Origin of the sequence: Aquimarina sp. EL_43, assembly GCF_943422735.1 — a bacterium.
In the GTDB taxonomy this organism is placed as follows: Bacteria; Bacteroidota; Bacteroidia; order Flavobacteriales; family Flavobacteriaceae; genus Aquimarina; species Aquimarina megaterium.
Genome location: NZ_CALSBR010000001.1, coordinates 2312714 through 2328891, shown reverse-complemented (window position 1 = coordinate 2328891; position 16178 = coordinate 2312714). Strand labels below are relative to the sequence as shown.

General features: G+C 32.8%; 16 protein-coding genes and 2 tRNA genes. 1 reads left to right on the top strand and 17 read right to left on the bottom strand.

Annotated features, from left to right (window positions below; genetic code table 11):
- Positions 1 to 933 carry a DPP IV N-terminal domain-containing protein gene (locus NNL09_RS10100; RefSeq protein ID WP_196911707.1) on the top strand — a complete coding sequence of 311 codons (933 nt, stop codon included), beginning with the start codon at positions 1 to 3 and terminating at the stop codon, positions 931 to 933.
- A gap of 76 nt (positions 934 to 1009) precedes the next feature.
- On the opposite strand, the gene NNL09_RS10095 is transcribed toward NNL09_RS10100, so the two are convergent.
- From NNL09_RS10095 to NNL09_RS10015, 17 genes are all read right to left on the bottom strand, one after another.
- Positions 1010 to 3103: a PepSY domain-containing protein gene (locus NNL09_RS10095; protein ID WP_196911706.1), complete on the bottom strand. Its 2094-nt coding sequence runs from the start codon at positions 3101 to 3103 to the stop codon at positions 1010 to 1012.
- On the bottom strand, positions 3103 to 3405 hold the full coding sequence (locus NNL09_RS10090) for a hypothetical protein (protein ID WP_025666781.1): 303 nt from the start codon (positions 3403 to 3405) through the stop codon (positions 3103 to 3105). Before NNL09_RS10090 ends, NNL09_RS10095 begins: the two co-directional genes overlap by 1 nt.
- Before the next feature lie 3 nt (positions 3406 to 3408).
- On the bottom strand, positions 3409 to 3738 hold the full coding sequence (locus tag NNL09_RS10085; RefSeq protein WP_196911705.1) for a hypothetical protein: 330 nt from the start codon (positions 3736 to 3738) through the stop codon (positions 3409 to 3411).
- 63 nt (positions 3739 to 3801) lie between these two features.
- The gene (locus NNL09_RS10080; protein ID WP_025666779.1) at positions 3802 to 6228 is read right to left on the bottom strand and encodes a TonB-dependent receptor; all 2427 of its coding nucleotides are present in this window, start codon (positions 6226 to 6228) and stop codon (positions 3802 to 3804) included.
- A 508-nt stretch (positions 6229 to 6736) separates the two neighbouring features.
- Positions 6737 to 7423 (bottom strand): DUF4386 domain-containing protein, encoded by a 687-nt coding sequence (locus NNL09_RS10075; protein ID WP_196911704.1) that lies wholly within the window; start codon positions 7421 to 7423, stop codon positions 6737 to 6739.
- A gap of 223 nt (positions 7424 to 7646) precedes the next feature.
- A complete protein-coding gene (locus NNL09_RS10070) occupies positions 7647 to 7901 on the bottom strand; it encodes a phosphopantetheine-binding protein (protein WP_025666777.1) in 255 nt (84 codons plus the stop codon).
- Positions 7902 to 8115: 214 nt separating this feature from the next.
- On the bottom strand, positions 8116 to 8775 hold the full coding sequence (locus tag NNL09_RS10065) for a 4'-phosphopantetheinyl transferase superfamily protein (protein WP_025666776.1): 660 nt from the start codon (positions 8773 to 8775) through the stop codon (positions 8116 to 8118).
- Between the two features lie 2 nt (positions 8776 to 8777).
- Positions 8778 to 9053, bottom strand: coding sequence for a hypothetical protein (locus tag NNL09_RS10060; protein ID WP_254514234.1), 276 nt, complete (start codon positions 9051 to 9053; stop codon positions 8778 to 8780).
- 7 nt (positions 9054 to 9060) lie between these two features.
- Positions 9061 to 9708: a hypothetical protein gene (locus tag NNL09_RS10055; RefSeq protein ID WP_254514233.1), complete on the bottom strand. Its 648-nt coding sequence runs from the start codon at positions 9706 to 9708 to the stop codon at positions 9061 to 9063.
- Entirely contained in the window at positions 9709 to 10899 is a 1191-nt protein-coding gene (gene fabD / locus NNL09_RS10050; RefSeq protein WP_196911702.1) for an ACP S-malonyltransferase, read from the bottom strand.
- A gap of 34 nt (positions 10900 to 10933) precedes the next feature.
- Complete coding sequence (locus NNL09_RS10045) at positions 10934 to 12214, bottom strand: beta-ketoacyl synthase N-terminal-like domain-containing protein (RefSeq protein ID WP_196911701.1); 1281 nt, start codon at positions 12212 to 12214, stop codon at positions 10934 to 10936.
- 78 nt (positions 12215 to 12292) lie between these two features.
- On the bottom strand, positions 12293 to 12553 hold the full coding sequence (locus NNL09_RS10040) for an acyl carrier protein (protein WP_025666772.1): 261 nt from the start codon (positions 12551 to 12553) through the stop codon (positions 12293 to 12295).
- A 55-nt stretch (positions 12554 to 12608) separates the two neighbouring features.
- A complete protein-coding gene (locus NNL09_RS10035) occupies positions 12609 to 13334 on the bottom strand; it encodes an MBL fold metallo-hydrolase (RefSeq protein WP_231389276.1) in 726 nt (241 codons plus the stop codon).
- A 33-nt stretch (positions 13335 to 13367) separates the two neighbouring features.
- Positions 13368 to 13442 (bottom strand) — tRNA-Cys (locus tag NNL09_RS10030).
- A gap of 56 nt (positions 13443 to 13498) precedes the next feature.
- A tRNA-Cys gene (locus NNL09_RS10025) sits at positions 13499 to 13573 on the bottom strand.
- A gap of 68 nt (positions 13574 to 13641) precedes the next feature.
- Complete coding sequence (locus NNL09_RS10020) at positions 13642 to 14592, bottom strand: acyltransferase domain-containing protein (protein WP_196911700.1); 951 nt, start codon at positions 14590 to 14592, stop codon at positions 13642 to 13644.
- A 180-nt stretch (positions 14593 to 14772) separates the two neighbouring features.
- Positions 14773 to 16125: a DUF1302 family protein gene (locus tag NNL09_RS10015; protein ID WP_196911699.1), complete on the bottom strand. Its 1353-nt coding sequence runs from the start codon at positions 16123 to 16125 to the stop codon at positions 14773 to 14775.
- Positions 16126 to 16178 lie beyond the last annotated feature (53 nt).

Below are 16178 nucleotides of genomic sequence, written 5' to 3'. Positions count from 1 at the left end.
ATGAATTTACTTAAAACAACTTTTCTTTTTTGCTTGATAACTATTGTAGGATATTCTCAATCCAAAATTCTTTTTGCTAGAAAGCATGGTAATGATAGAGGATGGTCTATATTGAGTATAGATCCAAACGATTCTAGCGAAAAAACAGTTATTCCTTATTCATCTGGGATGGGAGAATATAACCCCGATATTTCACCAGATGGGAAAACAATTCTTTTTAACACCTATCGTTATGGTGGTTGGAAACTGGCTATCCATGATCTTTCCACTACCTCTACAAAAAAAATCAGTCATTTGTCAAGCTACTACACTAATGGTGTTTTTTCTCCAAAAGGAGATATGATCGTTTATGAAAAAAACGTTGGAAGAAACACTCATATTTTTATAGCCGATAAAAATGGAAAAAACGAAGTAATACTTACCAAAAATATGGGTCAAGAAAACAGAATTCCTGTATGGTCGGCAGACGGTCGTTATATAATTTTCTATAGTAATAAAAACGGTGTAAACGATATCTACAGTATCGCTTTAAAAAGTAAAAAAGTTACAAATTTAACTAACAATATATCTGGAAATGATTTTGCACCATCGGTATCTCCTGATGGAAAATATATTGCTTTTTTTTCGGATAGAAATGGGTATTTAGATCTGTACAGAATGGATATTACCGGTGCAAATCAAATTAATTTAACCAATACACTACAAAGTACATACAATAGGTACAATTATTATAAAGATCGTAATATGTATTGGAGATTTAAATCATCTTGGTCTCCCGACAGTTCGGCTATCGTCTTTACTAATATAACAACTGATAATTTTGATTTATTTATTACCAAAATAGATGGAAATGATATACAACAAATTACAAATTCTTCAAGTTCAGAATATACTCCAGTTTGGGCTATATTACATTCAGGAATTCGGGAATAAAAAAACCTGGAAAAATTCAAGGTTTTTTTATTGTTGATCACCAACATTTGCTACTTCTGCAAATTGAGAAACCATTTTATGCTATTTGAATATTTTTCCACTTATTTAAATTTATAACCAGAAAGATACTTGCAACTGCCATTAGCAGTAAAATAAAAATCTCAGAGTAATTAGTAGCTTCATGCATAATAGCTTCAATAACATGATATACATTAAATAAGGCTACAATAATTCCCCAAATAAATGAAATCCATCTAAACCATTTTTTAGATACTTGCACAGTCATTACTGCAAATAAGAAGGCCAATCCTTCCATTAAAATACGCCACTGATGTGCCCAAAAAGGTGTTTCTCCATTTGAACCCTCAATCAACACTGATTCTTTAAAAAACACATTAGCTAATCCATAAATGTGATGAAATATAAATCCAAGGATAATGAATATCCATAATGTGATAATTTTTGTTCTCATAGTTATAGAATTATGATTGTCGTCTTTTATCTCTAATTTAGTAGCTTCTATATCATTGCTACTATTTTGTTTTGCTTCAGCTTTTCTAATTTCTTCTGCTTTTAATGTTGAAATATTTTTATAATCTATCTGATTTTTATCAAAGGAACTTTGTGCTTTTACTTGGGGTTGTATCTTAAAGTAAAAAATAAGTGAAACTGAAGCAATTATAATCCATAGCACATCAACCAATACAATTTCAAATTGATGTTGAGTAAAAGTATTCCATATCCAATTTCCTGATATAACTCCGTTACTAATCGGGATCAGAAAGCCAAAAATAGCTCCAAGTAATAAACTGTATTTATTGGTAGCATAATTATCTCTCTTAAATCGAAAAAAGAAAATAGCGATCAACCATATAATAAAATAAAAGTAATAGATCGCGGTTTGCTTATCTTCAAAATAACCATTTGAAAATTTGACAAATAAAAATGCCAATGCAGTTACAGGAAGCATTGATAAACAAATAGCTAAATAAATGTGACCTACCTTAGCCGTATATAATCTTTGGCTAATTGTCATGCTCTTTTTATTACGAGCCTCAATCCATATTAAAACTCCGGTAATAATAACAAAACACGTTATCATTGCTAAAATGAAATAGATAATTTTCATTGGGATTCCACCATAATCTCCAAAATGTAAGCGACTTATAACACGTTGAACATCTTCACTATAAACCGCTTTATCAGGACTTTTCTGTTCTTCTATTTCTCCCGAAAAGACATCAAGCACGGTACGACCTGTGCCAATAAAGCGTTTATTATCTTTATACTCACCAATTAAAACATATTTCATATTGGTGCCTCCATAGTTTTTTATAAAACCTCTCGTTAAATGAAAATCAGACCGATCATTTGTTGTTTTTTTCGAAAAGGCATTAAAACTGGGGATTTCTTTTTCGGCTCTAGCAATCCACTCATACGTTTTTCGTTCAGGACGTAAGTCCTCCATTAATTTGGTTTGATTATTATTATATAAAGTATTAGCAGGAAGCAATACCAAAATACTTAAACAAAAATAGGCTCCGGTAACTGCAAAAATAAATTGAAAGGGTAACCCTATTACTCCAAGAGCAGTATGGGCATCTACCCAAACACGTTTTAAAGCTGCTTTTGGATTAAATGTATAAAAATTAGGAATGATTTTTTTCCAATGTACAATAACTCCGGTAACAATAGCAAATAAGAAAAATAATGCTACAAAACCGGCTAGATATATCCCAATTGAAGGTAGTTGCGCAAAAAAATGTAATCGATATAAAAACTCTCCTAAACTGTATTGCTCTGGATACGTTTTGGTATCGATAGAATTAATATCAACATAGAAATAATTAGGTTGTTTTCCTTTTTCTGATGCCAAGGAGTCTTTACTCGCTCCCATGAAAACATAGATATGGTCACGATCTTCTCCAAAGCTAAGTTGTAAATCTCTACCAGTTAGTTCATATTGATCATCCAACGTTTTAAACATTCTATCATAATCAATGTCATTTCTTTCAATATGACTTATAGGTTTTCCTTCTTCCCATATTGCAATTTCTTCTTTAAATAAAGCAAATGCACCTGCAAAAAATATAATGTATAAAGCGACACTAATCACAATACCGCTTACAGTATGTGTATTAAAGAATATATTATGATTTCTCTTACTCATTATACAAAAGGATTATTTTGATTTCCTAAATAATATATCCCAAACAATACTATAGCTACTAGTATATATAATAACCACGCTTTCCAACCATTTTTAAATAAAAAGGGAACAATTAGAAGTGCACACCAAACGATGAACAATGTAAATATCGAGGTAATTAAAATCTCATGTGGATTAGGCAACCAAAGTGGTAAACACATATGTAATAATGCAGAAATGATATAGCCTCCTATAATTCCTGCCGAAATTTTAGCAAATTGTTGCCAGGGAGATTTATCTAAATATTTTGGGTTTGCTGGCATAATTTATAATATTAATTCAAGTATTAATAGCCCTAAAAATAAAACTGAAATCTGTTTGTATGTTACTTTTTTGAATGGAGCCATAATGATGATTAATCCTAAAATCATTATCATCAAAAAAAGCCAAAACAGTATCCCCGATGTTCTTCCAAAAGAGACAACGATAATAATCAATGAAGTCAATAAAAATACAACTGCTATTACCTTTGAAATGACTTTGTTTAATTGAGCCCATTTTTCAGCAGGTAAATCATAGCTTATTAGTCCCTTTTCTGAGGTGTGATATAATAAAAAACTTCCAAAAAAAATTAATAATATACTAACTGTTATCATTCTATTTTTATAAACCAAACCACTCTAAATATTTTATTTAGAGTGGTTTTCTATTAGATTATTTTAAAACTTATATATTAAATTTGCATATATAGCTCTCGGAGATTGGGGTGTTATAGTTGACCAACCTTTGTAATATTCTTTATTAAATGCATTATTCAGTTTTAGGCTAATTCTATATTTTTTAGCCTGATAAAAAATAGAAGCATTAGCAACAGTATAACTCGGAAGAATAAACTCTCCGGTAGATGCATAGTTGATTGCAAAACGCTCACTCGCACCGTTGAAGCCTAAGCCCAGTCCAAAACCATCTAGTTTACCATTTTGAAATTCATAACTCGTCCAAAAGTTATAAAGCGTCTCAGGGCCAGCTTCTAATGGTCTACGATTTAATATTTCTGCATTATCAGATTTTGTGGTCTCACTATCATTATTACTAAAGCCTGCTCTAATATTAAGGCCATCAATAGGACTAGCGTTTACTTCAATTTCAAAACCACTACTTTCTACTTCTCCTCCTTGTATTTTATTGAACGGTGAAGCTGGATCTGTAATAACACGATCTTTTACTTTAATATCATAATAACTCACCGAAGCATTTAATCGATTATTAAACAAATTAGTCTTAACACCAAATTCTAATTGATTAGCCTGCTCTGGATCAAAAGTTTGTAACGTCTGCGGACCAGCATTTGGATCTCCTACTAAAGCAGGTGCTACATTGGTGAATCCATTTTGATAATTAGCAAATACCGATAATTTATCTATTATAGGTTGATATAAAAGACCGAATTTTGGGGAGAAAGCTGTTTGATCATAATCATCTTCAAAGTTTGCAAGATCACCTTCATTATCGAATACGTCTAATCGTAAACCTACCATAGCCGATAAAGATGGAAGAATATTAACGACATCAGAAATATAAGCACTATATACATGTGATTTAGATTTTATATTAGCGATTCCCTGAGATGCAAGTGCGGCATCTACACTAGCCGCTGATAATGTATATGTATCAGTCTCAACATTTGGTGTAAAAGGATTATCCCCACTAGAACCTCCCTCAGGAGTTATATTTCCATAAAAAGCAAAGCCACTACTATTATCCGTTTGTGTTGAATTAAAATAGTCTATACCAAAAACAACCCTATTTCTAATTGATCCTAACTTAAAATCTCCTGTAAAGTTTTGTTGAATATCTGTTGTCTGGGTGTTAGAATTTTGTTTACTAATAAAACGAGAAAAAGTGTCATTACCCAAAACTCCAAAATCAAACAAATAAGAATAATACCCCTTTGTAGATGTTGAACTTTTTGACAATACGGTTTGTGACTGCCAAGTATCAGAAAGCTTATAATCCATTTCTACCCTATAATTCTGCGTAGGGTTTTCTAAGGTTAATTCATTACTAGTAAATGATAATTTATAATTGTATCCTAATTCATCTAAGTTATTCGCTTGAGTCGGTGCACTTCTATTCAAAAACAAAAACATAGGATTGGTTTGTTCTGCCTGTGAAATTTCTCCATAAAACGAAAAGGATAATTTATTATTAACACGATAAGATAGTGATGGAGCTACAAAAAAAGATTTTCTAAAACCCGCATCTTGAAAACTCTGTTCTGTGGCATAAGATGTATTCAATCTAAAATAAATGTTATTATTCTTATCTAATGGTGTATTAAAATCTCCACTTACTTGATTAAAGCCATAGGTGCCAGATGTAAAAGAAAGTTCACCCCCGAAACCTATGTATGGTTTTTTGGTAACGACATTTATAAGCCCTCCATATGAAGTTACGGCACTACCAAATAGTGTTGCAGAAGGTCCCTTTACCACTTCTATTCTTTCAATATTTGCAGCATTAATAGTTCCGTTTGTAAGACCTGGTATTCCATTAACCAATTGAGGTTGTACCGAAAATCCGCGTAAAGAATAATATCCGGCTCCATCTCCGCCTCGTCCTGTAGAAGACCATAATTTTTCAACACCAACTGCATTTTTTAATGCATCTTCAAAGTTTGTTACCACTTGTGATTTTAACAAATCTGTGGTAACTGTGCTATAAACCTGAGTATTCTCTAAGTCTTTTAAAGGTAATTTAGCTACATAAGCTGTTTTTTTTCTTGAAAATTTATTTCTTCGCTCTCCTTCTATTATAACTTCGGCTAAAATTTCATTTCCTTCATATAAAATAATAGCATCCAATTGTTTGGTTTCATTATTAGATATAGTAAAAGGAATTTCTTTTGTCTTAAATCCTAAATAGGATACAACAAGAATATGATCCCCGTCTGCAACGTTTGTGATTTCAAAAGCTCCGTTTTCATCAGATTGCACTCCTTGAGTCGAGTTTTTAATGATAATATTAACTCCTGGTACTACAGTTTGAGTATTATCTACAGTTGTGCCTTTTATACTTCCATTTTGTGAAAAAGAAATAGAGGTTGATAATAGCAATGCTAAAATGATAAGTAATTGATTTTTCATTTATTATAATTAATAGATTTAGAAAATTATGTTTATTTATTCTAAATAAATATAATACATGCCCGCAAATCTATTAAGAATGATTATAAATAAAAATATTCTACCCTGTTTTTTTAAAAAACTTTACTGGTATCAAGTAAAAAATATACTGTCAAATTGGAAGAACTAGTAGAGCAGAATCGATATCAAATACGTTACTGTTCAAGAAATCAGAGATCTATATTTAATTTATATAAAAAAAGCTGCTACTATATCCAAAGGTCATAATATTTGTAGGTGTTTTTTTAAATTCTCATTCGAAGCTTTAAGCAATACGTAGTGATTACCAGCACCATAATCACCAATAAAAAAAACCTCTATACATGTTGTATGTATAGAGGTTTATTAATAAAAATAATACCTAATTGAGATTAACATCGAACTTTTTGCCCAAAGATTATACCCTATTCAACATTCTATCGTATTACAGAATGCTTGCTTATGCGTTTTGTGTTTTCTGGTATTTTCTTTATTCGTGCATTCCTGCACCTGCTCTTCTGTCAAATCCGTTTACCATTAACCATATCCCTAGAATCAATTCTAGTATTGCTGTTGGAATATTTAAAATTAAGTATTCGGCTGTGATAATTTCAATAACCTGAAATAAAATCAAAATACTTGCAATTGCAGATAACAATGTGCCTAATACCCCCCAAACTGAAAGCCAACGAGGCACTAGTCGCGATTTAACTAATAAAACATACAACATAAAATTTCCTATACACAAAACCAGAACCATAAATACATGGTTTATATAATCCCGCATAACTTTGAATACATTTCCTAATGCTTTTAAATCTGGAGAGCTTTGAGGTGAATTATATACAAACTCTTGACTTAAAGCCAATATTGACAATAATAATATTGTTCCAAAAATCACGAGTGTTGCAGAAATTATCCTAAAACTAAAAAAGCCGATTGCTAAACTACCATCAAACCTTCTGATTACAGGGTATAATAAAATTGCAATTCCTAAGTATGCAAGCGACATCATAAATTGAAAGAAAGCATCTATGATTACATTATTAGAATTTGCAGCGGCTTCTGTTAAATATTTTGTAGAATCAATTGATGGTGCTACACTAAAAACCCCTGCAACCATACCAGCGATAAATAACAAACCTGCTAATCTTACTTTACTTTTTATCAAATACATAAGCTATTTTTTTGCTATAAAACTTTTTTTAATAAGTATTAATATTCAATAAGTAACAAAAAACACGACTAACTGGTCTTTCTAATTTTGTACAAAAGTACAAAGCGAAAACAAAAAACATATAGATATATCTAAAAGCTTTTGAAAGCCTTTAGTCAAAAAAAATCAATTCTGGTTCCTAATGAAAAGTATTCGATTATTAATCTTAATCAACTAACAGGATTCACTGTTCCTTCAGCTTATTTGCAAATAACGCTGCAAGTTCACCAAGATTATTGGCTTTATAAAATTCTCTTGCTGAAGCTGTCAACGATAGTTCTTCGAGCATCCTTGCAATTAGTTCTGCTCTACCAATAGAATCCATTCCAAGAGGAGATAACATTGAAGAACGTATGATTGGACCATCAGCAATGTCCAATGAGATATCAGCCACGTGAGCAGCTATCAAATCAAAAATGTCGTTTTCGTTCTTATTCATAATCTATAATTTAATTTGAATTAATTTTTAATTAATTTGCTAGCCAAGCTAACTTGTAAGTGTGATTCTTCAACCAGTGATACATTGTAGAGGTAAATGCTATCACTATTTTCTTGTGTATAAGCACCTTATCCCTTATAAAAACGAAAAAAGGTTATCACAAGATTAAAAAAATATGATCGAAAGATTGAAATTATAAATGCTATACATCGAGCTAAACCATATGAGAGGTATAAAAGTTAATAGCCTGCATATTAAATGTTGATGATTGATTGGTTGCTAATGCTACACTATACCCTTTTGTAAATACAAAATCGTTAACAAACCATAATTTATCCTCAAAACGAACAGTGTTATTCTTTACTTCTAGTTCATTAAGCGGTATATAAAACCCGCGACCATCTGCCTTAATCACACTTTCCTTAATGGTCCAGTATTTATAAAACGTGTTTAACGGGCGACTTGCACTGTTAATTTCGTCCCATTGATCTGCGGTCATTAAATTCCTGAAATCTTTTAGGTTTCTCTTTCGGTGTTCTTCAATATCAATACCAAGTCTGATATTTTTTCCTATTGCACAAATCACATAATCTCCAGAATGGGATATATTAAAATCATATTCTTTCAAGGTTAAATATGGTCGTTTGTGTGAACTATAAGCAATAAGATCCCAAATGTTGTTTTCTATATCATAACTCTTTAATGCTTCAATCAACAGTAATCGACCAAACAAATGCGCGTGTCTATCTTGCCAACGAAGGTATTGTGAGTTTTTTTTCCTTAAATCTGGTGGTAGCATGGATAGATAATCCGAAAAAAGGCTGTGCTCTAGTGGTTCTTTAAAAGATGTAAAAAAAATATCTATAGAATGCATTCTCAAATCTTTTCAAACTTAGTAATAGAGGTCGTATCAAATAGTTTTGTAAATATAGTATGGAATAGCTCATTAATAGCGCTTACTTTTAAAAAGTGATGTGTTTCTTTTCCCATAAAAATAAACGGAACCTCATTTTTACTATGTCCGCCAAAGGAAAGGTCTTCAATATTCCCATGATCACTGGTAATTAAAACATGAATATTCTCTGGTTTATCATGAATTACTCCACGAAGAAATTCATCAAACATCTCCAAAAACATGATGGATTTATTCATATCCTTTCTATGTCCTATTAAATCTGGTAAAAAAACATTCATATAAAATCAAATCGTAGTCATTTGTTAAGTTCTTTAAATTTTCTCCGGCTATAAATGGAGTTATCAAAGGTATCTTATTGTTGGGCATATCTTGTAAAGTAAAGTTGGTAATATCCCAATGTACAGCTCTGCCTTCAACAAGGTCATTCATAGTATTAAAATTATTTTTGGCAGCTAATACGCAGCGCGTAGTTACACTATAATTTGAAGAATTCTTATCAAAAGATTTGAAAAATCCATCGGTATAGGAATTAGCAAAAATGCTTTTGATATAATTCTCTTTGGCATATTTAAAAATTGATCTTTTATTGATCAATGCAATCAATTGATCATTTGGATATGCCATCAAGTGATGTCCTAAAAATGCCTGAGCGTTATACCCGGTAAATAAAGATGTTTGTCCTGTCGCACTTTGAGGTATTCCTTCAACTCCCAGGCAAGCATCAATTCCTCTCACCAGGAAATTTTGCTTAACGACATTTGTGGTATTGGTTAGTTCCTCTCCTACCAGGTTAAACAGTGTAGGCATAAAAGTTTTGGTAAATGGATTGGATTTCACATTTTTTCCTAGGCCAACTCCATCTAAAAAAATAAATATTAATTTATTTTTCATTTAACTGCTTTGAACAGGTTTCACCTCTCTTAGATCAAAATATCCATTATATCCTTTGATGTATACCGCCGCTCGATGACCAAACAGTATTACTGCCTCTGACCTAGTTTCTAGTTCATTTTCATAAAAATCTGAGATTACTTGTGTTCCTATCGGGTAAACTTCGTTCCATTGCTCTACAAGCTTAATAGGGTCTGATATTTTCTTTTGTTTTGCTACTTTTGTTACCGATTTGCTTTTTTTAATTGGTTTGGTCGTTTTCTTTGAACTGCTGGATATTGTTTTAGAATGCTTTTTTTGATCAACTTCTGCCTTTTTACTGGTCTTTTCCTTAACAGTTTTTGCGAAATCTCTTTTGATATACCCAATCAATTTGGTCAGTACATCGCCTACTCCCAGTTCTTCAAACTCTATCTCTCCCTGATGCAACAAATATGTCATGCTTTCGGACCACCTTACACTGTTGGATAACTGATCTATTAGGTGTTTACCTACATTACCATGCGCATAAGGTTTCCCGGTAACATTAGCAATTACTTCAATTTTTGGCTTATAGAATCTTGTTTTCTTTATAAATTCTTCGAATTCGGCAGCTGCTTCTTTCATATATCGGGAGTGAAATGCTCCGCTGGTATTTAAAGGTATAAACATGATATCTGCTTTTTCAAAAAATGGATGCGCCTTTTCAATATCTTCTTTTAGACCAGAAATGACAATCTGAGAAGAAGCATTTAAGTTCGCAATATCAATAGTGGTTAGATTTGCATCCTTTAGTATTTCCTGAATTTTTTCTTCTGAAGAATTTAAAATAGCAGCCATCCCTCCATTTTTGGCCTGGCTCATAAGTTCTCCCCTCTTTTTAACCAATTTAAGGCCGCTTTCAAAACTAAACACACCCGCTGCTTGCAATGCATTATACTCACCCAGACTATGGCCTGCTAAAAAATCTGGTTGTTTTTCTCCGTCTTTAATTTTCTTCTGATAAGACAAAGCGTTTACAACATATAATGCCGGCTGAGTATATTGTGTTTGATTTAACTGATCATTTGCATCTTCTAAACAAAGTTCTTTAATAGAGTATCCCAATATTTTATCTGCTTTCTTTATCAACGCAGGAAACTCATCAAAAAGTTGCTCTCCCATTCCTTTTCTCTGGGAACCTTGACCGGGAAATACATATGTTTTCTTCATTTTTATCTTGTTTTTTATATTAGGTTTATAAATCTTAATTTTTTCCTCTTTTTAATACGATTGAAGTATTTATTCCGCCAAAGCCAAAAGAATTACTTATTGCCACATTGGACTGATAATCAAAAGCCTCAACACCACAAAACTGTAAACTGTTACAAACTGGGGTTTCCAGGTTTTTATTCGGATGTAAAAACCCTTGTCGCATTTGTTCGACTGTTGCGATAATCTCTACCATACCTGCCGAATACAAACAGTGCCCCGTTAATCCTTTAGTAGAATTTAACCACAAACCAGAAGTATGGTCTTTAAAAACTTTGTTAATAGCTTCTGCTTCGGTTTTATCCCCCAAGGGAGAAGAGCTTCCATGAGTATTTATATAATCAACATCTGAAACTGATAACCCGGCTTGATTTAATGCTGAAAGCATTGCTTTTGCTTCACCATCTACATTTGGATTGGCAGCACTATTGCTATCTAGATTTAATGCATAACCATTGATTTCAGCCAGAAATGGGACATCTCTTTTTTCAGCACTTATTTCGGATTCTAGAATTACACAAGCACTGGCTTGTCCGTAAATAAAACCTTCATGTTGCGAATCAAAAGGGCGGCAAGCTTTTTCTGGTTGATCTAAATATTTCTTACCTCCCATAGCTCCAATGTTAATAAAACCTTGAATATCCATCGGAGAAAGGTCTGCAACAACACCGGTCACTACACATGCATCAACCAAACCTGCATGAACAAGTTGATATCCTTTTATAATACCGACATTCCCAGTGGCAGAAGCTCCTCCCACTGCAAATCCTTCTCCTTTAATATCAAATAACTCACTCAAGACCCCAACTTGATTGGTCTCTAAAAATTCTAGAGCGTACCGAGGAGAAAGATATTCTGGATTTTTCTTAAATTTTGAAATTAGGTCATATTGATAGTTCTGAGTACTGTTTTGTCCTGCTACAACCAGCCCTACTCGTTCTGGCAAAGGCTTATTATCATGTAGTCTGGCACTTAACCACGCTTCTAAGGCAGAAACAATAGACGTTTGGATACCAAAAGGGGCTCTTCTACCTAACCGCTTGGCATGTTGGCATTTCTCTTCTGATACATTTTGAAAACGATCTACAAAGTCAGAGAAGGAAAACCCTTCTATCTTAGCAGCAATATCAACAGATACTTTTGGTTCCTCTATAATAGGTGTTTTTTTAACACCTGATTTTCCGCTCCTTAAGGAGTTACAAAATGTAGAAACATCATTACCTATCGAAGAAACTGTTCCCATACCGGTAATTCCAACTTTATTTGTTGTCAACATTGTCTATCTCTTTTTAGTCACAAATCAAAATGATTAGATTCGTTTTAAATACTCTTATTGGCAATATTATTAGCGACATTAATTACTTTCAACAGATGTTGTATAGTTCTCTACCAATACGTCTACCATACCTTGAATATTGCTTACTTGAGCGAAGCTCATTAAAGGTATTTTCAGATCTAATTCTTCCATCGACATGGTAACTACCTCCATCCTGTCAATTGAGTTAGCTCCCAATTCTCGTAGGTTTTTTTCGATGTGAACCTGCTCCGGTTTTATATCCGGAAGCACTTCTATAATTACATTTTTCACTACTTCAAAAACATGTTCTTTTGACATAATTTCTATTATTTATTTAAATATTATACACTTCTTTTTGGTTTAAGATTTTACCTTACTGAAAATCAAAAAAGTTTAACTTATTCTGTCCCTTTCTTAAACGATATGCAGTAAAATCATTTTTGTTTTTAAATTGCAGATATATATTATGCTTCAATACTTGCGAAAATTCCTGACCAGGGGATCTACCATAACTATGACCTGGAAAAATGAGTGTATCTGGTGCAATCCTTTTTTTTAGATGTTCAATACTGTCAAACATCTTATGTGCTCCCTGCACGTCAAAACATAAGCCACAACCTTCAGCAAATAATGTGTCCCCAGAAAATAGACTGTTTCCTATTAGATAACACATACCACCAGGTGTATGACCCGGAGTAAATAAAGGTTCGATCTGTATTTGGCCAACTGACCATGGTGTAATATTAATACCCTCTAATTGTGGAGCATAATAACCAGAATACGCAATTTCTTCGTTTGACATCCATATGGGACAACTGTATTTTTCTGCAAGTGGTTGGGCTAAATGAATATGATCAAGATGAGAATGGGTTAGTAAAATCCCACTTAAGACTGTTTCGGTATTCTCCAGGGCCTGCTCTACCTTTCTAATATCCCAGGCCGGATCTACAATAACAGCCTGATTATTAATATGGTCAACCACCAAATAACTATAGTTTACCATAGACATATGAGTCATTCTTAATATGACAACCTGTACTATACCGTTATAACCAGTATCCGTATATCCAACATTCATTATCAGATTTTCAAATTTCATTGATGTGTAAATTATTGTGCTTTGTATTTATAGAGGCGCCGAGTGGATTCGAACCACTGAAATAAAGGTTTTGCGAACCTTCCCCTTAGACCACTTGGGTACAGCGCCATTTGTGTAAGTCATAGTTTCGAACTTCAAAACATATAGATAAAAATGTTCTTAAGAGGTGCTGAGTGGATTCGAACCACTGAAATAAAGGTTTTGCAGACCTTCCCCTTAATCCACTTGGGTACAGCACCTTTTCTTATTATTCTTTATAAAATACTTTCTGTAAACACTTCTGAAAAATATTTATTACAGTAGATTACTAACATAAACAGGTTCTTAACTTTTGAATGACATTGAGATCACTTCCAAATTGATTTATCATCTGTAGTGAAATAGAATCTGAATCTGAAGGAAGTATATATTTAACAAAGGTTGATAAAGTTCCACTAGGTCCCATATCTATAAAAGTATAATCTCCAGTTTCTAGTATTCTTTCTATGGTTTGCTCAAAATTAACAGGATAACGGATTGCTTTCCATACGTAATCCCCGTTAAGTTCCCGAACTGTTCCTGCTTGCAATGACGATATCATCGGAATTTTGGGAGGTACTACCTTAATACCATCGAAAATACGTGTATAAGCTTCTTCAATTGGGTCTATAAGCTCAGTATGAAACCCATATTTAACCGGTAATATTTGTGATATAATATTTTCTTTATTTAGGTTTTGATGAAGATTTTGTATAGCATGAGGTAAACCGCTCACAACAAAGTTCTCTTGAAAATTTCCTGCCGTAAGCCAACAGTTATGAAAAAGGTCTGGGTAGCGAGTCATTATTGTTTTTGATTCCATAATGGCCAACATACCTGCGGGTTGGGTTCTTTCATGAGTAAGTTTAGCGATATCAACCGACACTCTGATCCCGTCTTCTAAAGAAATGGCACCCGAAACAACAGCAGCATGAAGCTCCCCCATACTATACCCCAAAAGAAAATCTGGCTGAACACCCATCTCTTTCAGTAATTTGAACATACTGTACTGGATACTCAATATAGCAGGGTTCGTATAAAGAATATCGTCAAAAGGTTCACTCTTTCTTTTTCCTCTATATAAAACATCAACTAAGGAAGTTTTTAGTAACGGAAAAATCATTTCATCGCAATGATCCATCCAATATCTAAATTGTTCATTATGTTCATAGAGTTCTTTACCCATTTTGTAGTATTGAGAACCCTGGCCAGAGAACATACATATAATCTGTTTATTCATTTGATTTTTTTATTTTAATGAAAGGGTTTCCTAACCCATTGCATTTTCTGTACAACTAGTATTAATAGAAAATCTTAAAAACCTTCTGATTACCTGGTTAGATATTATACATCTATAGTGCCCCAGTTTTTCTTTTTATTTATAGCCAAGAAAGCATCATGTAGTATTTACCATAAGCCATTAAAGCTGATATAAAACCCTAAAAGCAACTTGTTTTTGATCACGATACGGGTAAAAACCACTTCTATTATCGTCTACTATAGGAATGAGTGCATCAAAATTTAGAGTAATATGGTCATTCCAATTGTAAGAAGCTGATACCACATTAAAAAAATTAGTATAAGGCCCGTTATACATAGAAGCCCAACTAAAAGATAAATCATTTTTCATTAGTTGTTTGCTCAAGGCCATCAGGATTATGTAGTTGTTTCTAGGCATTCCCTGGATTTGGTTAGACCAATCCATGATATGGTAATTTACTGCTTCCATACTTAACGTAAAAGTACTGTTAGGAGAATAATCAACACCAAGTGAAGCATCCAGAGCGTTTTTCTTTATAATCTGAAACGATGCATTATTATATGCTTTTCGGGATTTTAAAGCTACTTCGCCCTTAACGAGTAAATTATTGATTGCTCGATTTAGGGTGACACCAGTCATAAAAAACCGATGCTTACTTTTGGCAATAAGATCAGGAGTGACCATTCGTAAAGCATATTGATTATCTATCAAACTGGCAGCCATAATACTAACATCACTTTTTCCGTAGGTTTTTCTCCATCGTAAACCATATTCAAAAAAATTTCCTTTCTGTTTTTCCTTTAGATACTCAACTTTTCCGTCAAAAGGATCGTAATAATACCCTGTTCCTTTTCTTGGTTGTTCGTTAAATTCGGGATAAGGCACAAAAAATGCACTCCAATATCCAAATGATGAATATTGATCTACCGTTAACATGGGTTGCCCAATCCTAAGGTCATCCATATTGAGGCTTAATGGTTCCCGATAATCCAAACGACCTATTTCATTAGTAACAATTGCATAATCTGACTCTCCCCATACAACTATCTGAATTCCGGCTTTGATACTAGTTTTATTAAAACTAGTTTGCAAGTAAGCTTCTCTGGTTCTTCCTTCAAATACTATATCCTTTTCATCTCTAATCCTATGATCATTTTTGAGAAAGGCAAACATTTTTGTGTCTATATGAAGTGAAAGGTAATCCATGAAAGATTTAGAATATTCTAGTCGAAATGAAAGCCGGTTATTCATGATTTTATCCGGTTTTTCAACTTTATAAGTAAATCCATATTGTATACCCAAACGCATTGCACTAAACATATCCGAAACCCATGAGGGAGAACCTTTTTTTTCTTCAATCATAGTAGATCCCATATCAATGATATCAAAATCCTCACTGTCTACTATGCTATCATTTTCTATAGGAATCTGGCCATAAACATATGTAATACTTATAAATGAGATGATAATACTAATTACAATATTATTGGTGAAGTTGGAGCAATTCTTCATGCTTCTCTCTCTAAAAAATAAATTAATAATAATTTGGTTTCTTCATAGTGTTA

What these genes read in the sequence shown, in the direction of transcription:
- NNL09_RS10100 (WP_196911707.1), top strand. Translation starts at nt 1, where the DNA reads ATGAATTTACTTAAAACAACTTTTCTTTTTTGCTTGATAACTATTGTA.
- NNL09_RS10095 (WP_196911706.1), bottom strand. Translation starts at nt 3,103, where the DNA reads ATGAGTAAGAGAAATCATAATATATTCTTTAATACACATACTGTAAGC.
- NNL09_RS10090 (WP_025666781.1), bottom strand. Translation starts at nt 3,405, where the DNA reads ATGCCAGCAAACCCAAAATATTTAGATAAATCTCCCTGGCAACAATTT.
- NNL09_RS10085 (WP_196911705.1), bottom strand. Translation starts at nt 3,738, where the DNA reads ATGATAACAGTTAGTATATTATTAATTTTTTTTGGAAGTTTTTTATTA.
- NNL09_RS10080 (WP_025666779.1), bottom strand. Translation starts at nt 6,228, where the DNA reads ATGAAAAATCAATTACTTATCATTTTAGCATTGCTATTATCAACCTCT.
- NNL09_RS10075 (WP_196911704.1), bottom strand. Translation starts at nt 7,423, where the DNA reads ATGTATTTGATAAAAAGTAAAGTAAGATTAGCAGGTTTGTTATTTATC.
- NNL09_RS10070 (WP_025666777.1), bottom strand. Translation starts at nt 7,901, where the DNA reads ATGAATAAGAACGAAAACGACATTTTTGATTTGATAGCTGCTCACGTG.
- NNL09_RS10065 (WP_025666776.1), bottom strand. Translation starts at nt 8,775, where the DNA reads ATGCATTCTATAGATATTTTTTTTACATCTTTTAAAGAACCACTAGAG.
- NNL09_RS10060 (WP_254514234.1), bottom strand. Translation starts at nt 9,053, where the DNA reads ATGAATAAATCCATCATGTTTTTGGAGATGTTTGATGAATTTCTTCGT.
- NNL09_RS10055 (WP_254514233.1), bottom strand. Translation starts at nt 9,708, where the DNA reads ATGAAAAATAAATTAATATTTATTTTTTTAGATGGAGTTGGCCTAGGA.
- fabD (WP_196911702.1), bottom strand. Translation starts at nt 10,899, where the DNA reads ATGAAGAAAACATATGTATTTCCCGGTCAAGGTTCCCAGAGAAAAGGA.
- NNL09_RS10045 (WP_196911701.1), bottom strand. Translation starts at nt 12,214, where the DNA reads ATGTTGACAACAAATAAAGTTGGAATTACCGGTATGGGAACAGTTTCT.
- NNL09_RS10040 (WP_025666772.1), bottom strand. Translation starts at nt 12,553, where the DNA reads ATGTCAAAAGAACATGTTTTTGAAGTAGTGAAAAATGTAATTATAGAA.
- NNL09_RS10035 (WP_231389276.1), bottom strand. Translation starts at nt 13,334, where the DNA reads ATGAAATTTGAAAATCTGATAATGAATGTTGGATATACGGATACTGGT.
- NNL09_RS10020 (WP_196911700.1), bottom strand. Translation starts at nt 14,592, where the DNA reads ATGAATAAACAGATTATATGTATGTTCTCTGGCCAGGGTTCTCAATAC.
- NNL09_RS10015 (WP_196911699.1), bottom strand. Translation starts at nt 16,125, where the DNA reads ATGAAGAATTGCTCCAACTTCACCAATAATATTGTAATTAGTATTATC.